The 19,684-nt window shown below is 56.7% G+C and carries 19 protein-coding genes; 11 read left to right on the top strand and 8 right to left on the bottom strand.

All coding sequences use genetic code 11. The features are described from left to right. Positions 1 to 142 precede the first annotated feature (142 nt). The gene (locus tag ACUZ79_RS02020) at positions 143 to 1,609 is read right to left on the bottom strand and encodes a 4Fe-4S dicluster domain-containing protein (RefSeq protein ID WP_449250561.1); all 1,467 of its coding nucleotides are present in this window, start codon (positions 1,607 to 1,609) and stop codon (positions 143 to 145) included. Positions 1,610 to 1,841: 232 nt separating this feature from the next. Beyond that, positions 1,842 to 2,336 (bottom strand): GyrI-like domain-containing protein, encoded by a 495-nt coding sequence (locus tag ACUZ79_RS02025; RefSeq protein WP_449250562.1) that lies wholly within the window; start codon positions 2,334 to 2,336, stop codon positions 1,842 to 1,844. A gap of 376 nt (positions 2,337 to 2,712) precedes the next feature. On the opposite strand from ACUZ79_RS02025, the gene ACUZ79_RS02030 reads away from it, so the two are divergent. Then, positions 2,713 to 3,501, top strand: coding sequence for an L-2-amino-thiazoline-4-carboxylic acid hydrolase (locus tag ACUZ79_RS02030; RefSeq protein WP_449250563.1), 789 nt, complete (start codon positions 2,713 to 2,715; stop codon positions 3,499 to 3,501). 45 nt (positions 3,502 to 3,546) lie between these two features. Here the strand turns inward: ACUZ79_RS02030 and ACUZ79_RS02035 are convergent, their stop codons facing one another. Further along, entirely contained in the window at positions 3,547 to 4,821 is a 1,275-nt protein-coding gene (locus ACUZ79_RS02035; protein ID WP_449250564.1) for a DUF4910 domain-containing protein, read from the bottom strand. A 440-nt stretch (positions 4,822 to 5,261) separates the two neighbouring features. Between ACUZ79_RS02035 and ACUZ79_RS02040 the strand changes: the two genes are divergently transcribed. Then, entirely contained in the window at positions 5,262 to 6,260 is a 999-nt protein-coding gene (locus ACUZ79_RS02040; protein WP_449250565.1) for an Ldh family oxidoreductase, read from the top strand. Positions 6,261 to 6,340: 80 nt separating this feature from the next. Here the strand turns inward: ACUZ79_RS02040 and ACUZ79_RS02045 are convergent, their stop codons facing one another. After that, the gene (locus ACUZ79_RS02045) at positions 6,341 to 7,045 is read right to left on the bottom strand and encodes a DUF554 domain-containing protein (RefSeq protein WP_240823401.1); all 705 of its coding nucleotides are present in this window, start codon (positions 7,043 to 7,045) and stop codon (positions 6,341 to 6,343) included. Positions 7,046 to 7,301: 256 nt separating this feature from the next. Here ACUZ79_RS02045 and ACUZ79_RS02050 point away from each other — a divergent pair, with 256 nt between their 5' ends. From ACUZ79_RS02050 to ACUZ79_RS02080, 7 genes are all read left to right on the top strand, one after another. After that, entirely contained in the window at positions 7,302 to 7,613 is a 312-nt protein-coding gene (locus tag ACUZ79_RS02050) for a hypothetical protein (protein WP_240823402.1), read from the top strand. A gap of 32 nt (positions 7,614 to 7,645) precedes the next feature. Continuing rightward, positions 7,646 to 8,371: a sulfite exporter TauE/SafE family protein gene (locus ACUZ79_RS02055; RefSeq protein ID WP_449250566.1), complete on the top strand. Its 726-nt coding sequence runs from the start codon at positions 7,646 to 7,648 to the stop codon at positions 8,369 to 8,371. A gap of 152 nt (positions 8,372 to 8,523) precedes the next feature. Beyond that, positions 8,524 to 9,831, top strand: a complete 1,308-nt coding sequence (gene larA, locus ACUZ79_RS02060; RefSeq protein WP_240823404.1) for a nickel-dependent lactate racemase — start codon at positions 8,524 to 8,526, stop codon at positions 9,829 to 9,831. Between the two features lie 590 nt (positions 9,832 to 10,421). Continuing rightward, positions 10,422 to 11,387, top strand: a complete 966-nt coding sequence (locus ACUZ79_RS02065) for a methionine ABC transporter ATP-binding protein (RefSeq protein ID WP_449250567.1) — start codon at positions 10,422 to 10,424, stop codon at positions 11,385 to 11,387. Between the two features lie 9 nt (positions 11,388 to 11,396). Beyond that, positions 11,397 to 12,059 carry a methionine ABC transporter permease gene (locus tag ACUZ79_RS02070; protein WP_449250568.1) on the top strand — a complete coding sequence of 221 codons (663 nt, stop codon included), beginning with the start codon at positions 11,397 to 11,399 and terminating at the stop codon, positions 12,057 to 12,059. 71 nt (positions 12,060 to 12,130) lie between these two features. Then, the gene (locus ACUZ79_RS02075; RefSeq protein WP_240823407.1) at positions 12,131 to 12,943 is read left to right on the top strand and encodes a MetQ/NlpA family ABC transporter substrate-binding protein; all 813 of its coding nucleotides are present in this window, start codon (positions 12,131 to 12,133) and stop codon (positions 12,941 to 12,943) included. Between the two features lie 140 nt (positions 12,944 to 13,083). Then, complete coding sequence (locus ACUZ79_RS02080; RefSeq protein ID WP_240823408.1) at positions 13,084 to 14,265, top strand: mandelate racemase/muconate lactonizing enzyme family protein; 1,182 nt, start codon at positions 13,084 to 13,086, stop codon at positions 14,263 to 14,265. A gap of 37 nt (positions 14,266 to 14,302) precedes the next feature. Here ACUZ79_RS02080 and ACUZ79_RS02085 read toward each other — a convergent pair whose 3' ends face one another. Further along, on the bottom strand, positions 14,303 to 14,521 hold the full coding sequence (locus tag ACUZ79_RS02085; protein WP_449250569.1) for a hypothetical protein: 219 nt from the start codon (positions 14,519 to 14,521) through the stop codon (positions 14,303 to 14,305). Positions 14,522 to 14,530: 9 nt separating this feature from the next. Here ACUZ79_RS02085 and ACUZ79_RS02090 point away from each other — a divergent pair, with 9 nt between their 5' ends. Together ACUZ79_RS02090 and ACUZ79_RS02095 are read left to right on the top strand one after the other, a co-directional pair. Continuing rightward, entirely contained in the window at positions 14,531 to 15,508 is a 978-nt protein-coding gene (locus ACUZ79_RS02090; protein WP_449250570.1) for a lipoate--protein ligase, read from the top strand. Between the two features lie 347 nt (positions 15,509 to 15,855). Continuing rightward, the gene (locus ACUZ79_RS02095) at positions 15,856 to 16,299 is read left to right on the top strand and encodes a MarR family transcriptional regulator (RefSeq protein ID WP_449250571.1); all 444 of its coding nucleotides are present in this window, start codon (positions 15,856 to 15,858) and stop codon (positions 16,297 to 16,299) included. Positions 16,300 to 16,372: 73 nt separating this feature from the next. Here the strand turns inward: ACUZ79_RS02095 and ACUZ79_RS02100 are convergent, their stop codons facing one another. The 3 genes from ACUZ79_RS02100 to hpsH are packed head-to-tail and all read right to left on the bottom strand — an operon-like array spanning position 16,373 to position 19,668. Then, positions 16,373 to 17,299, bottom strand: a complete 927-nt coding sequence (locus ACUZ79_RS02100) for a DMT family transporter (RefSeq protein WP_240823412.1) — start codon at positions 17,297 to 17,299, stop codon at positions 16,373 to 16,375. After that, positions 17,299 to 18,699, bottom strand: coding sequence for a sigma-54 interaction domain-containing protein (locus ACUZ79_RS02105; protein ID WP_240823413.1), 1,401 nt, complete (start codon positions 18,697 to 18,699; stop codon positions 17,299 to 17,301). Before ACUZ79_RS02105 ends, ACUZ79_RS02100 begins: the two co-directional genes overlap by 1 nt. 27 nt (positions 18,700 to 18,726) lie before the next feature. After that, on the bottom strand, positions 18,727 to 19,668 hold the full coding sequence (gene hpsH / locus ACUZ79_RS02110) for a (2S)-3-sulfopropanediol dehydratase activating enzyme (RefSeq protein ID WP_449250572.1): 942 nt from the start codon (positions 19,666 to 19,668) through the stop codon (positions 18,727 to 18,729). Positions 19,669 to 19,684 lie beyond the last annotated feature (16 nt).

The raw sequence follows: 19,684 nt of genomic DNA on the forward strand, positions 1-19,684 counted from the left end.
TAGCGCCAAATCCTGTCGGGGCCAAGAGCCGTAGTGACCAGTGCAGACAAATTTTTGGGGCTGGAAGCCAAGCCCATAATGAAGGCGGGCATTCCGCAGAATACCCGCCTGTGCATGCAGTCATGTTTGCGGGCAACGCCCGTTATCCATCCTCGCGCCACGCACCGCGCCCAGTTACCCACAGCCAGAGGCACAGCGCACCGAGCAGCACGGCAAAACCCAGATGCACAAGGTCAATAAAGGTCGTCATACCCGGCGAAAACGTGATGGAAGGCAGATTTTTGGCAACGCGGGCCATGCCGCTCAGCACCACAACGCCAAGCACTGCCAGCCGCACCTTGCCCCAGTAGGCAAGGCGGCCCCGCAGTCTGCCGCGCACCTGCAGGGTCAGCCAATACATGCCCAATGCCAGCAGCAGGGCCGCCAGAACATAATGGACATTCAGCGTGGTGTAAAAATCACCTGTCCATGTGAGGCCGGGAACTTTGGCAATGCCGTAGCGGCTTGCCACGGGCAATTGCATCATGCCCGTAAAGCCGAGCAGCAGAGCCACTGCCACCCACAGCTTCTTGAGCAAGCCTCCGGAGAGGGCAGCTTCAGCTCGTGGGTCATGCAGCGCACCCTGAGGGCGGGCCTGCGTGTGTTTCTGGTTCGGGCCTTGCTCCTGGCGCGCGGCGTTCACCAGCGCCCCTGCCACACCCACCAGCGGTGCGGTCATCATCATGCGGGTGAGGTTGCCAGCCTGCGCCATGGAGTCCGCCACCGGCCCAAAGGTAGGCTTGCCGGGGCCGGGTTTGGCCTGCGCCGCCAGTTCGGAAAACGGCACGGGCGACAGATAAAAAGTATTGGTGCCGCCGTTTTCCGTCACGCCATAAAGGTACGCGCCGCGCTCCTGTGCCAGCGTACGGGCCTGCGCCAGAATTTCATCGCGCGGGCCGATGGTCTGCACCTGCTGAGGGCAAACCTCCACACAGGCGGGCAGTTGGCCGTGGGCAAAGCTGTCCGCGCAGCGGTCGCACTTGTACATGATGCCGTTGCCTGCAAAGCGCGGCATGAGGTCAAGATACAGTCCTACGCCCGATTGTCGTTGCGGTATATGCCAGGGGCAGACCGTGCGGCATTTGGCCCCGCCAAGGCAGGTCTGGCTGTCGATGCTCACCGTGCCGGTTTCTGGCTGGCGGCTGGCAGCGCCCCAGGGGCAGAGGTTGGCGCAGGGCGGGTTTGTGCAGTGCAGGCAGCGGCGGGGAATGTGCAGTTCAAGCGGCGCACCGTCCTTCTGCACGGTAACGCTCTCGATATACAGCCAGTTGTACGGCGTGAGCCTGTCGTCCACATCCCGCTTGCCAGACCAATCCTCGTCCTTGGTTCCAGGCGGAAACATGACCGGAAGGGGCTTTTTGACTTCCGGATAACGGCTCCCGTTGCGCTCGCGGCAGCCTTCCACGCACTGGCCACAGCCGATGCATTTTTCAATGTCGAGTAATGTTGCGTATTCCGCGTGCTGGGCAGACGCGCTTGCGCCCGTTTCGGACCGGGCATCCAGCCCCACAGCCGCAATGCCTGCCGCAGAGGCCGCGCCCACCAGAAAATTACGTCGGGTCAGTGCCATGTATGCTCCTTATCGGCGTATGCGGGCGCAAGGGTGCAGCCGAATTGCCGATTATTACGATTCATTCGCAATATGGCATATTCCGAAAAAGAGTGCAATTTATAGCATACTTTTATGGTGCGGTTTGTGGGCAAAACAGGCAAGGGAAAAACTAGGGAAATGAAAGAGAAGCAGGCCCGAAAATCAGGCCCAAGCGGCTGGGAAATCAGGCCGAATAGGTCGCAAGAGGAGGCTATTTTTCGCGGGGCAGCACGGGTACATAGACATCGTGGGTACCGGACTGAATAAAGCGGCTGTCGTAGCGCTCAAAGCAGGGCTTGTCTGTCAGAACGGTATAGCCCTCCGGCGTTTGGGGCCATTCGTCATACATGTAGTCGTATGCTTCCTGAAGCATTCCGGCGGCGGGGATGCGGCAACAGGCATAAAGACCGCCGGGCAGGGTTACTTCATCCATGCCAGCGGGGGGCGCGGCAAGCTCCGGGGCTTCCATCGCAGCCCAGTAATCAAAAGCCAGGCCCGCATGGTCTGTAAACAAGGAAAGCCCGTAAGAAGGCCCCTGATAGGTATTGCTGGGCTTGCCGCTCAGCTCTGGCATGCGGGGGGTAAAGACCTCATTCCACAGCCGAGGGCATTCCTGCGGGGCGTTGTGCAAGGTTGTGTGGATGCGCACACCGAAAAGGCGGACACTGTGGTGCTGCAACACCACAACGGCAAAAGGCATTGGCATGAACGCTCCTCGGCAGGTCTGATCACAGGGCAACAGTTTCCGGCCGCAGGGGTGAAATGACGTCAGCCTCCCATATGCGCCGGGTAGCCGTTTTGCATGTACCAGTTATGTTTACATGTCAACCGGTATACCAATGTGATGAAATCGCCATAAGCATATATTACGCTGAATTATATTTAAAATTAGTGAATAATGATCTACAATTAATTGTGATTTGCTTGCAAAAATGAGGCGTGCCGCGCATCCATGCCACTGACCATACCACAGGCCCTTGCCGCTGCTCTGGCTCACGTGGACAGCGCCCCCGGCTCCGGCTAGTGTGAGTCATGCCGTAAACCCGTAGTCTGGCGCGCGAGCGCCGCAAGCAGGAGCCGTCATGCACCATGCCACTATGCTTCCACGCTATACCCGGCGCGCATTTTGCTCTATGGCGCTGGGAACCTGCGCCGCTCTGCTGCTGCCTTGTTCCTGTATGGCCTCCATTGCGCAGGGTGTCGGCAAGCCGGTGAGTGATGAGGCCCTTAAGGCCGAATTTGCAGGTATGTGCGCAGGTGCGGAGCAGATGCTCGCCGGGCAGCGCCCAGCGGAAGATTTGCGCGCCATGTTTGCCCAGGCAAGACAGGCCCATGCGCGGCTGTTGCCTCTGCCGGATATTGGCGGGCCGGAAAACCTGACCTATCCCAGTTTTCTTGTAGGGCCGCAGTATGCGGCCCTGTACACGGCCATGCGCCCGCACGGGTTCAACGCCAGGGATGTGGGCAAGCTTGTGTACGATCTGGCGGTCTACAGTTTTGAGGAACAGAAGGAAGCGTACCGCGCCAACGGGCAGCGGTTTTTTACGCCGGAGTATTTTGCCCTGTTGCAGGGTTGGGCCATGCGCAGCCAGCAGCGGCGCTACCCGCTGGATTGGGTGCAGACGGTATTTCGGGGTGATGGGCGCGATTTTGATATCGGTGTGGATTACACGGAATGCGGGCTGATGAAGTATTTTGCCTCGCTGGGCATGCCCGAGCTGGCTCCTTATCCCTGCCGGGTGGACTTTCCCACCGCACGGGCGGAAGGCACGGGCCTTACGCGCACCTCAACGCTGGCTGAGGGCGGCAAGGTATGCGACTTCCGCTACAAGCAGGGGCGGGAAACAATCCAGGGATGGGACATGGCGTGACGCGGCTGTTGCGCGGCGGCCTTGCTGCCATGCCGCGCACAGTCGTCAGCAGGTTTTGACCGCCAGCACGTCTTTTTCTACCAGCTTGCGCATGGTTTCCGCGCAGCGAAAAATATCCCTGCCCACAATGTCTGCTTCTTCAAGCAGCGTGGTTTCGCCATCGGCGTAGGCCAGCAGATCCATCATCAGATTGACCTGTTCCGTACAGGAAGTTTTTGTGCTCAGCGTGGGGTAGAGGCCGCGCTTGCCCAACTGCGGTTCGCACAGCACACGCGGCTCGTAGGTGACGTTTTCTTCCAGCGCTTCAAGGATGCGCGTCATGACGTTCACGCTGCCTTCAAGCCCCTTTTGCGTCACAAGTGAGCAGTCGTCCAGCGAGGTGTGGTACTCGGGGTAGACGTGGTATTTGCTGCGCATGACGCTGCACAGGGGCAGGTCGATACCGGGCGCGCAGTACTGGCGCTCATCGCTCTCGCGGTCAAGAAAGGTGTAGCGGATAAAATCGGGCGCAAAGTGGCGCAGCACGTGCAGGGCGGCTTTGTCAGCCAGGGTGTTGCCCTTGCGGCTGGGCAGATAGGAATAGGCCCGTTCATCGCCCATGCAGGTGAGGTTGAAGCCCGCCACCACATTGCGGCGCAAGGCCTCGTGGTTGCGGCTCAGATAGGTGATGGAGCCGATGGTTTCCGGCACAAAGGCAAAACGGTAGGTGTAGCGGCGCGGACGTTGCGCCACCCACTGCGCCAGTGCCGTGGCCACCACCGGGCCGGAAAGCTCGTTGTTGGCCATGGATGGATGGCAGATGTAGGTGGAAAGAAAAATTTCTTTTTCGCTCTGGCCGGGGATCACAAGGTCGCCGTATGTCAGATGCCCCGGAGCCAGAGTGGAATCTATGGAGGCGTGGTACGTGCCGGGGGCCAGCTTTTGCCGCTCATCATGCTTGATGCAGAAGCCCCAGCGCCGGGCATAGTATGATGTGATATAAGGAATGGCATTGGGCATTTCGGGCAGGGAATGCAAATGATTTTGCAGATCCTCCAGCGAAATGTCGCAGTCAACGGGTTCGGAATACCCCATAACGTGCAGATTGGTATCGGCAAAGTCAGCAATCACTTCGCCCGATGGGCCGGTCAGCCGCGCGCCCCTGATGTTACATTCGTCCGGCACTGTCCAGTCAAAAACCTTGGATCCAGACGGCACCTCAAAGGTGCGTAATCCCGGTAGTTCTTCCTGCAACATGCGCAACGTCTGCCGCACTCCGTTGCCCGTAATACTGCGGCATATGGGAAAAAGACTGCGAAGAAAGTCGTGGAAGCTCGTCATTATCCTTCCTTATGTTGGCATCGCGTGAGGCAGCAATTCCCAAAAGGGGCACTAACCCTGAACGCCGAATTCCAAGGGGGGGGATTTTTCGGCGGCAATGCCTGTCGCGAGCTTGCTTATGGCGACTGAGGCGCGCAGTCAAGCAGCAATTTTCTGTAAAACGGAAAAAAGATGCCCGCTGCCCCCATACAGGGCTTTTGTTCCCGGTCGTCGCGCAGGCCAGAACTGCCATTATGACCGCGCACGTGGAGCTTCAACGGCAGCACGGGCCAAGCGGGAGCCAGCGCGCCTTTTAAAGGTTAGCATTTAGTTTGTGCGCAGAAAAGCCCCAGTGTGGGCGCGCAAAACATCCTTTTCCGCCATCAACAATACTGGTATGCAAAAAGTGCTCGCGCAATGCAAGCAACTATAAGTAAAATCAGCTAGAATCTGGAGACTCCATGCCTCATATCCGCCTTAGCGAAGCGCAAAAACTGGGTGAAGATATTTTACAGGCCCACAATGTCGGACAGCGAAATGCCCAATTGACCATCGCCTCGCTCCTGCGGGCAGAAATGGAAGGCCTGCCCTCGCACGGATTTTCGCGCATTCCCTACTATGCATCCCAGGCGGCGGCAGGCAAAGTTGATGGCTATGCCGCTCCTGTGGTGGAGCGCACAAAGCCCGGCGTGGTGCTGGTTGACGCCTGCTGCGGATTTGCCTTCAGCGCATTTGCCGATGGCCTGTCCGTGGTGGCTCAGGCTGCCAGGGAGTCTGGCGTGGCCCTCATGGCTGTGCGTAATTCGCACCATGCGGGCGTGCTGGGATTCCCCGTGGCAGATCTGGCGGCGCAGGGCCTGCTGGCCCTTGGCTTTGCCAACAGCCCCGCTGCTCTGGCCCCCTACGGCGGCTCAAAGGTGACCTTTGGCACGAACCCGCTGGCCATGGCCTGCCCGCGCAAGGACGCCCCGCCCCTGGTTATTGATCTTTCCATGGGGCTGTTGGCGCGCGGCAAGATTTTGCAGGCTGCAAAAAAGGGCGAGAGCATCCCCGAGGGTGCGGCTGTAGATGCGGAGGGCAATCCCACCTGCGATCCGGTCAAGGCTTTCAACGGCGCGCTGCTGCCCTTTGGCGGCCCCAAGGGCTACGCCCTGGCCCTCATTGTGGAAATAATGTCGGCAGCGCTTACGGGGGCTTCCCTGGCCATTGAGGCCTCTTCCCTGTTCACGCCGGACGGCCCGCCGCCGCGCCTTGGGCAGAGCTTTCTGGTCATGGACCCTGCGGCTACTGCGGGAGCGAACTTTCTGGATCGGGTGGAGCACTTGCTGGGTTTCATCAGCGACCAGCCGGGCGCGCGTCTGCCGGGCGACCGCCGCATCGGCCTCAGCCGCGCCGCCAGCGAGCGAAATAGTATTGATCTGCCGGAGGATCTGCTGGCCCAACTGCAATCGCTGCTCTAGCCGCAGCGTTTAAACGGTTTTGCCCTCCGGCGCGCAAGGCCGGAAGGCAAAACCGTATTTCAGTCATGGTCGTAGGCCAGTTACTTGAAGGGAAAGTACAGCTCCCACAGGTGCGAAAGCGGCAAAATAATGGCCATCGCGGGCAGCATGTTGATGACCGGGAATATCTTGATATCGCACATGCGCAGGCCCGTGGCCACAAAGATGACGCCGCCGCAGGCGGTAAAGTCGTTGAGCATGGCCGGGGTCATGAACGGGGCAATGGTGGTGGCCCCCATGTAGATGAGCGCCAGAATAATAAACTGCGGCACGGCGATAAGGCTTACGGAAAAGCCCATGAAGGAGCCGAAAACCACGCCGGTAAACATGTCCAGCGCGGCCTTGGTCAGCAGGATGTCGGGCTTGCCGGTGAGGCCTTCATGAAAGGCCCCCAAAAAGCCCATGCTGCCAAAGCAGAATGCCGCCACCAGGGTTATAACCATCAGGGAAAAGTTTTCGTCGCCCATGCGCTTGCTCTTAAGCAGGCTAAAAATGGCCCGCAGGAACTTTTGCAACAGGGCCTCGGCATATATGATTTCGCCCACCATGGTGCCGAGAATGAGCGAAATCGTCACGGCGGGCAGTGCTGCGGCCTTACCCACAAGGGTTGCGCCCAGGCACAGGGTTATGACGCCAAAGATGGAAGGCAGCGCTTTTTTGAGCCGTTCAGGAAAAATATCGGCAAAAATAACGCCGATGATGCCGCCGATGAAAAGTCCGCCACTGTTCACAATTGGCCCGATCATATGCGTGCTCCGCGTAATGGCATAGAAATCGTTCTGGAAGGCGGACAGGAAAAGTGATCTGTAGGCCGGTGTGAATCGATGTGGTGATGCCAGGGTTTGTTGCCCCGAAAACAGCAAGGGCGCAGGCGCGGGGCCGCCAGCGTGCCGAAAGTGTCATCAACAGAATGTTCTGATGTGCAGTTTGGGTAACACAAGGCATTTGGGTTGACAATAATCCCCGGGCTGGGGCGAAAATCACGAACAGAAGAGGGGAAACATGATTGTGAGAACATGGCACGGTTGCGTGCCGGAGGCTATGGGCGATGCCTTTGCCGAGCATCTGCGCAAAACGGGCGAAGACCACGCCAAAAGCGTTCACGGCAATCTGGGGGTTGCGGTCAAACGCATGACCTTTCGCGGATCGGAGCATTTTTTCTTTGCCACTTGGTGGGATTCTCTGGAGGCCATAAAGGCCTTTGCGGGCGAAAATTACCAGCTTGCGGTGCACTACCCCGATGACGAACGCTTTGAGCTGGTGGCAGACCCCTATGTGTTCCACCACGAGGTAGATCAGATTACGCCCCTGTAAACGCAAATCTGCGCGCGCAGAATGGAGAGGCCATGATATACGCGCTCATTGGTCTGTGCGGCATTGTGGCTGGGGCCATCAGCGGGGTGGTGGGTACAGGGTCGTCCATAATCCTGCTGCCGGTGCTGAGCCTGGCCTTTGGCCCCAAGGCCGCCATCCCCATCATGGCTGTTGCCTCCATTGCGGGCAATGCCTCGCGGGTGGTGGCCTGGCGGCGGCAGATAAGCCTCAGGGCCTTTGTCTGTTATTCGGCAACGGCCGTGCCTGCGGCGGTGCTGGGTGTGCGGACGCTCTGGATCATGCCTGCGGAAATTTCCAATCTGTGCATCGGGCTGTTCTTTTTTGCGCTCATCGGTTTGCGCCGGGCCAGCCGAACGCGCAGCGTGCGCCTTGGCCCTCGGCAGATGGCCCTGGCAGGCGGCCTTGTGGGGTATCTGACTGGGGTTGTGTATTCAACCGGGCCGCTGACCATCCCCCTTTTTGCCGGTTTTGGCCTCGCCAAGGGGGCGCTGCTCGCCACCGAGGCGGCTGCGTCCATTGCCGTGTATGTTGCCAAGGCCCTGGCCTTCGGCGCTGTGGGCGGCCTGCCCCTGCCAGTGCTGTGCAATGGTCTTGTGGTTGGGGCTACGCTGGCTCTTGGCACATTTCTGGGCAAACGTTTTGTGCTTGGCATGTCTGAAGCGACCTTCCGCCTGCTTATTGATGTCATGCTTGCCTGCGCGGGCCTTGTGATGACGGGCAGCGCGCTGTTCGGATAGAGCCTAAGCGGCGCAGAAGCGGAATTTCCCCCTCTTCACAAAAGCCTGCATGAGGCATAACAGACGCTGAACGAACTGGCGCTGCGGCAAAATTGTGTGGAACAAGGCCCGGCGCTGCATTTGCGGCACAGCAACAAACAGGGACACGACTCATGGCACAGCATTACATGAAATACGGCGACAGGGAATTTTCTGTGGAGCTTGGCAACGGCCTCATAGCGGCAGAGCTGCATTCCAACGCGGTTGCGCTGCCCGCAAAAAGCGCGCTGGAGCACATTAACGAAGCTCTGGATAATCCTATCGGTTCACCCCGGCTTGAGGAAATGCTTAACCCCGGTCAGACGGTGTGTATTGTCGTGCCAGATTCCACGCGCCTGTGGCAGTCGCCCAATGTTTATGTTCCTGCTGTGGTTGCCCGTCTGAACAAATGCGGTATCCGCGATGCGGACATTCGTATACTCACGGCCACAGGCACGCACCGCCCCATGACGCGCGAGGAGCACATCGCCATTGTTTCCGAAGATATTTACAACCGTATTCAGGTTATTGATCACAAGTGCCGGGACGCGGCGGATATGGTCAAGGCGGGCGTGACCAGCAACGGCACCGAAGTGTGGTTTAACCGCTTTGCCATGGAGTGCGACCATATCATCCTGACCGGCGGCGTGGTGTACCACTTCCTGGCCGGGTACGGCGGCGGCCCCAAGTATCTGCTGCCCGGCATCGCCAGCTACGAGACCATCCAGCGGCATCACAACCTGGCCCTGAACAAGGGCTTTGGCAGCGGCACCAATGCGGCGGTGCGCAGCGCCAATATGGAAACCAGCAATATTTTTCACGCCGATCTTGAAGAGGCCGCCCTGCTGGCCAAACCCCGTTTTCTGCTCAACGTGGTGGTGGACGACAATTACAACATCATCAAGGCCGTGGCTGGCGACATGGTGCAGGCCCACCGCGAGGCCTGCGCGTTGGTTGACGCCATCGACGGCGTCAACGTGTCCGAGCGCACGCCTATGGTCATCGCCAGCGCGGGCGGCGCGCCCAAGGACATCAATTTTTACCAGACCATCAAAACCCTGGCCAACGCCCTTGCGGTGGTGAGCGAGGGCGGCACCATCATCATTCTGTCAGCCTGCACTGAGGGCTTTGGCAGCCCGGACACCCAGCACCAGATCTGCGATTTTGACAATATGGACGCGCGTGAAAAAGACCTGCGCGAGAATTTTTCCATCGGCAGCTATGTGGGCTTTCTGTTTGCGGAGTCGGCGGAAAAGCACAACCTCATCATGGTCAGCTCCATGAATGCCGCAGACTTTGCCAAAACAAATATCCACATCACCACAACGCTGGACGAAGCCCTTGCACTGGCAAAAAAACTGAACGGCGGCAAAGACCTCCGGGCAACACTGCTGCCCCACGGGGCCAATACCCTGCCCAAGCTTCAGACGTTCAGTCGCTAGAGGCCGGTCCATCCGCCAAGGGGGCTGACAAGAATACAGTCTCTATGCCCCTTATAGAATGCAGTGCTTTGATCTGCGGAAAGGTTCTCAGTGCTGCAAAGAGGCCGCCAGTGGACAAACAAAGTTCATTTGACTATCGTTAAAAAATAACACAACCGTTAATTTCTTTTCAGGTTTTATCCCATTGCGTAACAGGATGCCGCTGCCTTTCGCTCAAATGAACGGATTGAGGCTATGACCGCCTCATTTCTTCCAGGTTGGAAGAATTCCCGCGCAAATGAGCTTATCCACTCCTTCAGGTGCTCACGTCGGCTGCCAACAGCCGGCCTTTTGCTGTTAGCAGTACGTTCCTCCTGTTTTTCACGCATTCTTTCTGAATTAGCATGCCGCCGGCTGGTGCCTGCCCTTTGGGCTGTCACCGGTCTGGCGGCTTTTGCTGCTGCACATACCGCAGCTTTACATTCCCCATCCGGCGCGCGTGTTCTCTATTCCCCCTCTGTCTGGCCTGTGCTGCCCCAGCCCCGCACCAACCCGTCAGTTCCGGCGGGTTTTGGTAGTTTCCCCGCCACCTATAGCCACCTCAAACACCCATGATCGAAATCAAAAACCTGTCAAAATTTTATGGAACAGTGCAGGTGCTGGACAGCATCAATCTGACCATCAACAAGGGCGATGTATACGGCCTTGTTGGACGTAGCGGTGCAGGAAAATCCACCTTGTTACGCTGCATCAACGGACTGGAGAAATTTTCTTCGGGCGGTATCACGGTTAACGGCATCGCCATTGAAGGTCTCAATGACAACACGTTGCGCGAAACAAGAAAAAATATCGGAATGATATTTCAGAATTTTTCGCTCATTGATCGCAAATCTGTTTACGACAACGTAGCCCTCCCCATGCAGTGCTGGCATAAACAAGTGCCGCAGCATAGGGATAAGATTGAATATGTTATTGAACTTGTAGGCCTTGCTGGCAAAATAAATACCAAAACCAGAGAGCTGAGCGGCGGTCAAAAACAGCGAGTGGCCATTGCGCGCGCGATGGTCATGGACCCGGCCATTTTGCTAAGCGATGAAGCCACATCGGCCCTTGACCCCAGAACTACTGATGAAATCCTCGAGTTGCTCATGAGCCTCAATGAAAAACTTGGGGTCACCATTATTGCCGTTACCCACCAGATGTCTGTGGTGCGCAAAATCTGCACAAAGATGGCCATTCTGGAGAATGGCAGATGCGACACCACGGGCGATGTGCGCGAAATATTTATTCAGCAGCCGCCAGCTCTCATCAATCTGCTGGGTGAAGGAGAGGTGGAAATTCCGGCTGAGGGTTGTACGGTTCAGATTGTCACATTGGAGCAGCGCACCCAGCAGGAGCTCTTCTACAGAATGTCGCGCGATGTGGGCCACCCCTATCATATGCTGGACAGCAAGGTGTCGCGCCACAGGGGTGGCGTATATGGGGTGTTTGCCCTGAATTTCCCGAGTGAACGCGCGGATGCATTTCTGTCTTTTTTTCAGAAACAGGGCGTGCCCTGCAAAATTATTTCGCGGTAGGTTGCTGCAATGGTTGATTATCCTATGGAAGTTGTTTGGGCAAAGATACTTTTTCCCGCACTTGTGGCCTCAGGCAAGATGCTGCTTTTTGGCTCGCTTCTCGGTGGTTTCTTTGGCTTTTTGCTTGCAGTTTCGCTGTTTGTGACCGGGCAGAACGGCCTCAGGCCAAACCCCAGAACCTATCAGGTGCTCAGCGCGCTGGTAAGCAGCATACGTTCCTTTCCCTTCGTGGTACTGATCGTGGCCATCATTCCTGTTACACGGTTTGTAACATCTTCTTCCATTGGCTGGGTGTCGGCCCTGCTGCCGCTTACTGTGGCCTCCACTCCGTTTTTTGGAAGAATGTTTGAAAACAGCCTGAAAGAAGTAAATCCTGCCCTCATTGAAGCCGCGCGTTCATTCGGCGCCAGTAATTTGCAGATTATCTTTCGGGTAGTTGTGCCCGCCACTCTCCCTTCGCTCATCAGTGCGTCCGTGCTTGGGGTCATCCATATGCTTGGGCTTTCTACCATTGCCGGGACAATGGGAGCAGGCGGCGTGGGGGCTTCAGCACTCATTTACGGCTACCAGAGCTTTAACGACACTGTAATGTATCTTCTCGTTTTTATAATGTTTGTTATCGTCATGGGTATTCAGGCTATAGGAGACAGGCTGTACAAGTCTGCAAGCTGACATGGCGCGCCGCAATAAAGCTAACACAAGGCTACCAGCATATAATAAATGATGAAAAAGGGATTTTACCAATGAAAAAGATTTTTGTTCTGCTTTCCGTCCTTGCCCTGTTGTGTCTGACCGCCTGCAATGAAACAAAGGAAAGTTCCAAGGCTGAGGCAAGCGCGCAGCCAAAAACGTTGCGATTGGCTTGCATGGCCTACAATGAGCCAGAAGTTCAGGCAGGGGTGAAGGCACTTGAAGCCATGAACTACAAGGTTCAAGTAATTGTTCTGCAAAATGCAACAATAATGTTTGAAGCCATCGACAATAACGAAATTGATGCCTCCCTGCACGCTCACAAGCCCTGGATGGACAGCTACAACAAAACAAAATCAAAAAGTATAACCATGCTTACGCCGTATATTCATAAAAACGTCTTTGGTATCTTTTCCTCAAAGCACAAAAATATCAGTGAGATAAAAGAAGGTTCCAGCATAGCCATTCCGCAGGACGAATCTAACATGAGCCGCTCTCTGTTTCTGCTGGAGGAACTGGGTTTCATCAAGCTCAAGCCCGGCGTCACCAATCCCACCGACCTTGATATCGAAAGCAACATAAAACAAATCGAGATCATAAAGCTCGATACGCATCAGGTTATTTCTGCCCTTCAGGATGTTGACGCGGCATGCAGCGCCAAGCTCTTTATCGTGAGCAACAAGGTGGCTGACTTTACAGAACTGGCCCAGTCCAGCGATCTGGACAAGTTTGGCGTGGGCTTCACTGTTTCCAGTGCCAACAAGGACGCCCCGTGGACCAGGGATCTCATCAAGGCATATACCACTGAAGATGTCCGCAATGCCATCAATGCCCTGTACAAGGGCGGCAGCGTTGCCGGGTTCTAGCCGCCTTCAGCGCGGCGTATCTGGCATTGTTTATCGTGCCGGATGCGGATTGTTGTCATTGATCGTAACCCTGCCGCGCAATGGCAGGACAAAAAGTGTAATCATATAGGCAAATGCACTTTGCTAAACAGGATGCTGCCATGAAAATCACCAAGATCGACATAGTGATACTGGATACCCCCAATAACCCGCCCCTGTGGCGACCAGTTCTTTGCCGTGTGTACACGGATAACGGCCTTTATGGTGATGGCGAGGCCGCACTTGCGTATGGGCGGGGCGCGTATGCTGCCTTTGGCATGATCCGCGAGCTTGCGCCCCTGTTGATCGGCAAAAATCCTCTGGACAATGAACCCATATGGGAAACGCTCTATAAATCCACATTCTGGGGGCAGAATGGCGGAGCCGTGGCTTTTGCCGGTATTTCAGCCCTTGATGTGGCCCTGTGGGATATCAAGGGCAAATACTACAAAGAACCGGTGTACAGGTTGCTCGGCGGTAAAAGGCGTGAAAAACTGCGCTGTTATGCCAGCCAGCTGCAGTTTGGATGGGATGAAGACGGTAAAAAGGCGGCAGTCAGCCCGGATGATTACGCGCGCTATGCCAAAAAAGCTGTTGGTGATGGCTATGATGCCATCAAAATTGACTTTTATGCCTTTGATGATAAGGGCAACCGCACCAACAGCGAGCAAACCACCCGCCTTCAGCCGCCGCATGTCATGCGCATGCTGCGCGATCGTATCAGTGCCGTGCGCGAAGCCATTGGCCCGGATGTGGATCTGATAATGGAAAATCACTCCTACACGGACGTGCAGTCTGCCATCCAGATCGGAAACATGGCCAAGGAATATGGCATTCTGATTTTTGAAGAACCTTGCACCCCGGAACCGTCACTGAACAAATATGTCCACGACAATCTGGGCATTCCCATTGCTCAGGGGGAGCGCATCTATGGCAGATGGGGTTTTGCTCCGTACTTTCACAATGCTTCCATTCAGATGATCCAGCCGGACATCGGCAACTGCGGCGGCATAACCGAAGCAAAAAAAATATGTGATATGGCCCACACCTATGACGTGGGTGTTCAGGTGCACGTGTGTTCAAGCCCCCTGCTTACGGCAGCGTCCCTGCATCTTGAGGCGGTGATTCCCAATTTCACCATCCACGAACACCATGTATACAACTTGCACGGCTATAACAAACGCCTGTGCAAGTACGACTACCAGCCGGTGAACGGCATGTTCAGCGTCCCGGAACTACCCGGACTTGGCAATGAGCTGACCCCCTGCGTTTTTGAAGAAGGCACACTGGTTACGGTAGAATAGCTGGCAGTCTCGCTGAAGGTGGGCTGCCGGGAGCTGTTTAAGCTCGCACAACCCGCTGCTGATACTTTTCTGGTATAAAAGAGCGGGCATATGGCCAAGTGTATGCACGCTCTTTTGTGCCAGCGTTGATAACGCCCACTGCATTGCCGCCAACTTCCGGAACAAGCGCCGCTCCCTTCATGCCTGCAAGCGCTGGCATCAGCGAATTGCTTGGATAAATGTAGAAAATACGATATGTCCCAGCAATGTGTTTCATGGGGGGAGTATGCGTTTTATCTATAATCCTTGCACAGACGCCTCGTTTAATCTGGCGGCGGAAGAATGGCTGCTGCGCAATAGCGAAACCGACATCTTTATGCTCTGGCGTAATGCGGCTTCTGTTATTGTGGGACGAAACCAGAACTCCCACTCCGAAATCAACGCCGATTATGTGCAGCAGCACGGCATCCCCGTTGTGCGCAGGCTCACCGGCGGGGGTGCGGTCTTTCATGATCTGGGGAATATCAATTTTACCTTCATCAGCCTGAACAACCATTCGGGGCTGCTGGACTTCAAGCGTTTTGCCACGCCCATTACCAAAGCGCTCAATGCCCTTGGAGTCCCCTGTGAATTCAATGGCCGTAACGATATGGTCGTTGGAGAAAGCAAAATTTCCGGCAACGCGCAGCACATGCACCGCGACCGCCTGCTGCACCACGGCACCCTGCTGTATTCTGCCAACCTGGATTCCGTCTGTGCCGCGCTCAAGCCCAGTCCCGCAAAATACATTGATAAATCTGTCAAAAGCGTGCGCGGTCGCGTGGGCAACATTGTGGATTTTTTGCCCCAGCCCATGCCCATTGAGGAATTCATAAACTACCTCATGCGCTTTGTGGCCGGGGAGGATTCTATCGGGCAGACTGCCTTGAGCGCGGAGGAAATAACCGCCATTGAAGCTCTGGCAGAAGAACGCTACCGCTCCTGGTACTGGAATTTTGGCTATTCACCCAATTACGCCTTTGAGCGCAGCACAAAGACCCCTGGCGGCGTGCTTGACGTGCATATGGATGTGCGTGACGGCATAATCGCCGATATCCGTCTGTTCGGCGACTATTTTGGCGTTCGGGATGTGACGGAACTTGAAGACATGCTCTGCGGATGCAGGCACGAACGTGAGGCTCTTGAACGTCGGCTGGCTCTGGTGCACATTGACGCATTCATTCAGGGCATTGGCGACCGCATGTTTCTGGACTGTCTTTTTTAGCCAGACCGACAGGGGCATGGGGCAATCGTCGGCGCAGTTCATTTTTATGCTTTATTAATTTTCATATATTTTATTCGCTTTATTTTTCGGGCTTTTCCCCATATCTTCCTGTTTGCCCATATGCGCTCCAGCAGCGTGTTGCAGGTCTGCTTTGCAGGGTGATCCTCTACGCATGGTCTGATTCTGTGGGCCGATGTGTACTTTTAAGATTTTTCCTGACTTGCGCGAGACAGTTGTATGTGGCAGTGCATAACATCTGGCGCCAAAAATAACTTGGCGTTGGCGCCAGGCAGGCGGCAAGCAAGTATCAATTACAAGCTGGCAACGCACACAATGGGGGCATTACAATGAGCGCTTCTACCAGAGATCTTGTTGGTATAATCATCAACCGCACCTCCCGCACATGGCGTACCAAGCTTGACGAGCGTCTTTCCCACCTGGGGCTGACCCAGGCGCGCTGGCTGGTGCTCATGCATCTGTCGCGGATGAACGGCAAGGCCCTGCAAAAGGACTTGGCTGTTTCTGTGGGTGTGGAAGGCCCCACCCTTGTGCGGGTGCTGGACGGCCTTGAACGGATGGGCCTTGTGGAACGCGTGGGCGTGGAGGGCGACAGGCGCGCCAGACGCATTTGTCTGACCCCCAAGGCGGACAGCGTCATCAACGATATCTTGAGCATTGGCACAAAACTGCGCGTTGAAGCTCTGACGGGCATATCCGATGCAGACCTTGAAGTTTTTTATCGTGTGATGGAAGTCATCCTGGCCAATCTGCTGTCCGCATCAGCAAAGTAGCGCTTAACGCAGCCTTGCAGCAGCATTTTTATCCCCGGCATACTTGGGGGGCGCAGGCGCATGGCCTGTTTGTTCAGTGCCTGCGTAGCAGATGGGGCAGGGCCGTTGCGCAGAAAATACCGCCCAGAATGGCAAGGGCGCTCACCAGCAGTCGTAGCCCCAGAGTTTCATCCATGAGCATGGCACCGCCCAGGGCGGTGATGAGTGGTACGCTCAACTGCACCACAGCTGCTGAGGGCACGCTGAGCCAGCGCAAAACCGCATACCAGAGCACATAGCCAAGGGCGGATGCCAGCGCCCCGGCTGCCAGGGCGCACACAACGCCTGCCCACGGCCATGCGGCAGGCATTCCCGCCTGGTCAAAGGCCACAGCCCATGCCAGCAGTGCTACAGCTAATGGAACGCAACGGATAAAATTGCCAGCCGTGGCCGCAGCGGCATTGTCACCGCCCCTGCCATAGATCGTGTAGGCCGCCCAGCACAGGCCAGAGCAGAAAATGACCGTAGCCGCCCCTGCTGGCGGCGCATCAAGCCCCGGAAGCAGCAGATAGATTAGGCCTGCCATGGCAAGCCCAATGCCCAGGCTCTGGGCCTTGCCGGGATGTTGCCCCAGCCGCAGCCCGGCCACGAGCATGCCAGCCTGCACGGCCACGGCAATGACCAGAGCGCCCGCCCCGGCAGATAGCCGAACATAAGCCCAGGAAAAGCAGGCCATATAGCCAAACAGCGCCAAGGCCGCACCCCAGCTGCCGGCACGCAGCGGGTTGCCGCCGCGCCGCATCTGGAGCAGCCAGAGCATGGCAGCGGCAGAAATGGCCCTCAGGGCCGTATATGCAGAGGGATTCAGGGGATGAGCGTTTTGGCCTTCGGCAAGCGCAAAACGGCAGAGCAGGGAATTGGCGGCAAAAAGAATCATGACCAAGGTCGTCAAGGCCGCCACCACCAAGGGGGAAGCATGCGTCTTGACTGTCGCGTTGCCAGCCCTGACGCCCACACGCATCAGTCAATCCGCCGTGCGCCCTGCAACTTGCGGAACACAGTACTGCGGTTGATCTGGAACAGCTCCGCCACGCGTTGCACAGAGCCGTGCACTTCAATGGCTTTGAGCAGGAAATCCCGCTCCATTTCGGCCATGATGTCGCGCAGGGGGCGGCGGGCGGCGAGGATGTCCTCGCTATAGCACGAGGCTTCGCGGGGTGCGCCGGATATCTGTGGCGGCAGGTCGCGAGGGGAAATCAGCGGCCCGCTGAGCGTGATGACCAGACTGTGCACAAGGTTTTGCAGCTCGCGCACGTTGCCGGGCCAGGAATAGGCCGTCATGATGTCGAGGGTTACGTCCATAAAGGCCATGGCCTTGTGGTATTTGGCAGTGTACTGGGCAAGGTAGTGTTCTGCCAGGGGGCGCACGTCTTCCTGCCTTTCTCGCAGTGGGGGGATGCGCACCGTGGCAACATTGAGGCGGTAGTACAGGTCGCGGCGGAAGGTCCCGGCCTCCACGCTTTCGGCCAGATCGCGGTTGGTGGCGGCAATGATGCGCACGTCCACCTTGCGCGGGCTGGAAGCGCCCACCCGCATGATTTCGCCGTCCTGGAGCACGCGCAAAAGCCGCGTCTGCATGGAAAGCGGCAACTCGCCCACTTCGTCCAGAAAGATCGTGCTGCCATCGGCAATTTCAAAATACCCGGCCTTGCCCTTGTTGGAAGCGCCCGTGAACGCCCCCGGCATGTAGCCGAACAGCTCCGATTCCGTGAGTGATTCTGAAATGCCGCCGCAGTCGACCTTGAGCAGGATTTTATCGTTACGGGCCGACTGGGAGTGGGTGTAGCGGGCAAATACGTCCTTGCCTGCGCCGGTTTCGCCCAAAATAAGCACGGTCGCGTCCGTGTCCGCAAAGCGGCGGAGCAGGGAAACCACATCGCCCATGGCCCGGCTGGCATACACAGGTTCGCGTGATTTTGCCGCGCCCTGTGCAATGTAGGCCAACTGGTCGTTGATCTGGTCAATAAGCTTGCACTGCCCGGCCACCTGATCCTGTAATTGCGCCAGCAGTGTGACATCGCGCGCAAACGTGACCACAAGACACAGGTCTCCCTTGGCGTCAAAAACGGGAAAGCCCGTGAGCACGAGCTTTTTGCCGTTTTTGAGTTGCTGCACATGGGTGGTGGGCCTGCCTGTGCGCACTATTTCCGGGTTCAGAATGCAGTCAAATGTGCCTTCCTGTACCAGATCGCGCACATTTTTGCCGCGTATCTGTTCCTGGGTCAGCCCGGTCAGCTGCTCGTACATGCGGTTAACCTGCAGGCTGGTGCCAGCGGCATCACTTATAAAGACGCCTTCGGGCAGGGCATCGAGGATGCGCTCCACATGTTTGGATAGAAGCTCGGAAGATCTGCATGCCATAGGTCAATTTGGGGGGGTAAGTGGTTATCAGTGCGGTACGCGGAGCCGATCGCCCAGGATGGCCTGCGCCACAGCCTGAAGCCTGTTCATGTGTTCTGTTTCCAGCTTTACATCACCCATGGGCACGGGTCTGTTGAGAAACTGGTATTTCTGCGTGCCAAGGCGATGGTAGGGCAGCATTTCGTATTCCACCCGCTCAAAAGGCTTGAGGAATCCGGCAATGGCGGCAATGGCCTCTTCGCTGTCGTTAAAGCCGGGGATAACCGGCGTGCGTGCCAGTATTGGCAGATCAGAAAATTCTTCTGCCAGAATGCGGAAGTTTTCGAGGATATGCCTATTGGACAGGCCTGTCTGCGCTTCATGCACTGCGCTGTCCATATGTTTGATGTCGAACAGCACGTAATTGAGGTATGGCGCGGCCTCGCGGATGGTCTCTGGCGAAACCATGCCGCAGGTTTCAACGGCGGTCTTGATGCGCCGGGTGCGCGCCTCGCGCAGCAGGGCCACGGCAAATTCACCCTGCAACAGGGGTTCGCCGCCCGAAAGGGTCAGGCCTCCGCCAGAACGGGCGTAGAAGGCCATGTCCTGCTCAACCACTTGCAGCACATCATCCACTGTACGCTTTTTGCCATAAACCAGCAAACCCTGAGCCGGACATGCCGCAGCGCAGGGCATATGGCATTCGGTGCAGTGGCTGCGGTTTATGTTTAGCTTGTCGTCTTCGCCAAGCGTTATGGAACCATGCGGACAGGCCACAATGCAGTGCCCGCACTTGGAAACGCCCAGGCAGCGGCCAGCGTTAAAGGCCAGTTCCGGTTCGCGTTGCTGTGATTCGGGGTTGCTGCACCAGCGGCAGGAAAGACTACAGCCCTTGAGAAAAACGATGGTTCTTATGCCGGGGCCGTCATGAACCGAATATTTCTGGACGTTAAAAACCATGCCTTGCCGTTGGCTGTCATCCTGACACATAAGACCATCCTTTTAT

It is taken from the genome of Desulfovibrio faecalis (assembly GCF_053570625.1).

Coding starts and splice junctions, on each gene's coding strand:
- ACUZ79_RS02020 (WP_449250561.1), bottom strand. CDS start 1,609: ATGGCACTGACCCGACGTAATTTTCTGGTGGGCGCGGCCTCTGCGGCA.
- ACUZ79_RS02025 (WP_449250562.1), bottom strand. CDS start 2,336: ATGCCAATGCCTTTTGCCGTTGTGGTGTTGCAGCACCACAGTGTCCGC.
- ACUZ79_RS02030 (WP_449250563.1), top strand. CDS start 2,713: ATGCACCATGCCACTATGCTTCCACGCTATACCCGGCGCGCATTTTGC.
- ACUZ79_RS02035 (WP_449250564.1), bottom strand. CDS start 4,821: ATGACGAGCTTCCACGACTTTCTTCGCAGTCTTTTTCCCATATGCCGC.
- ACUZ79_RS02040 (WP_449250565.1), top strand. CDS start 5,262: ATGCCTCATATCCGCCTTAGCGAAGCGCAAAAACTGGGTGAAGATATT.
- ACUZ79_RS02045 (WP_240823401.1), bottom strand. CDS start 7,045: ATGATCGGGCCAATTGTGAACAGTGGCGGACTTTTCATCGGCGGCATC.
- ACUZ79_RS02050 (WP_240823402.1), top strand. CDS start 7,302: ATGATTGTGAGAACATGGCACGGTTGCGTGCCGGAGGCTATGGGCGAT.
- ACUZ79_RS02055 (WP_449250566.1), top strand. CDS start 7,646: ATGATATACGCGCTCATTGGTCTGTGCGGCATTGTGGCTGGGGCCATC.
- larA (WP_240823404.1), top strand. CDS start 8,524: ATGGCACAGCATTACATGAAATACGGCGACAGGGAATTTTCTGTGGAG.
- ACUZ79_RS02065 (WP_449250567.1), top strand. CDS start 10,422: ATGATCGAAATCAAAAACCTGTCAAAATTTTATGGAACAGTGCAGGTG.
- ACUZ79_RS02070 (WP_449250568.1), top strand. CDS start 11,397: ATGGTTGATTATCCTATGGAAGTTGTTTGGGCAAAGATACTTTTTCCC.
- ACUZ79_RS02075 (WP_240823407.1), top strand. CDS start 12,131: ATGAAAAAGATTTTTGTTCTGCTTTCCGTCCTTGCCCTGTTGTGTCTG.
- ACUZ79_RS02080 (WP_240823408.1), top strand. CDS start 13,084: ATGAAAATCACCAAGATCGACATAGTGATACTGGATACCCCCAATAAC.
- ACUZ79_RS02085 (WP_449250569.1), bottom strand. CDS start 14,521: ATGAAACACATTGCTGGGACATATCGTATTTTCTACATTTATCCAAGC.
- ACUZ79_RS02090 (WP_449250570.1), top strand. CDS start 14,531: ATGCGTTTTATCTATAATCCTTGCACAGACGCCTCGTTTAATCTGGCG.
- ACUZ79_RS02095 (WP_449250571.1), top strand. CDS start 15,856: ATGAGCGCTTCTACCAGAGATCTTGTTGGTATAATCATCAACCGCACC.
- ACUZ79_RS02100 (WP_240823412.1), bottom strand. CDS start 17,299: ATGCGTGTGGGCGTCAGGGCTGGCAACGCGACAGTCAAGACGCATGCT.
- ACUZ79_RS02105 (WP_240823413.1), bottom strand. CDS start 18,699: ATGGCATGCAGATCTTCCGAGCTTCTATCCAAACATGTGGAGCGCATC.
- hpsH (WP_449250572.1), bottom strand. CDS start 19,668: ATGTGTCAGGATGACAGCCAACGGCAAGGCATGGTTTTTAACGTCCAG.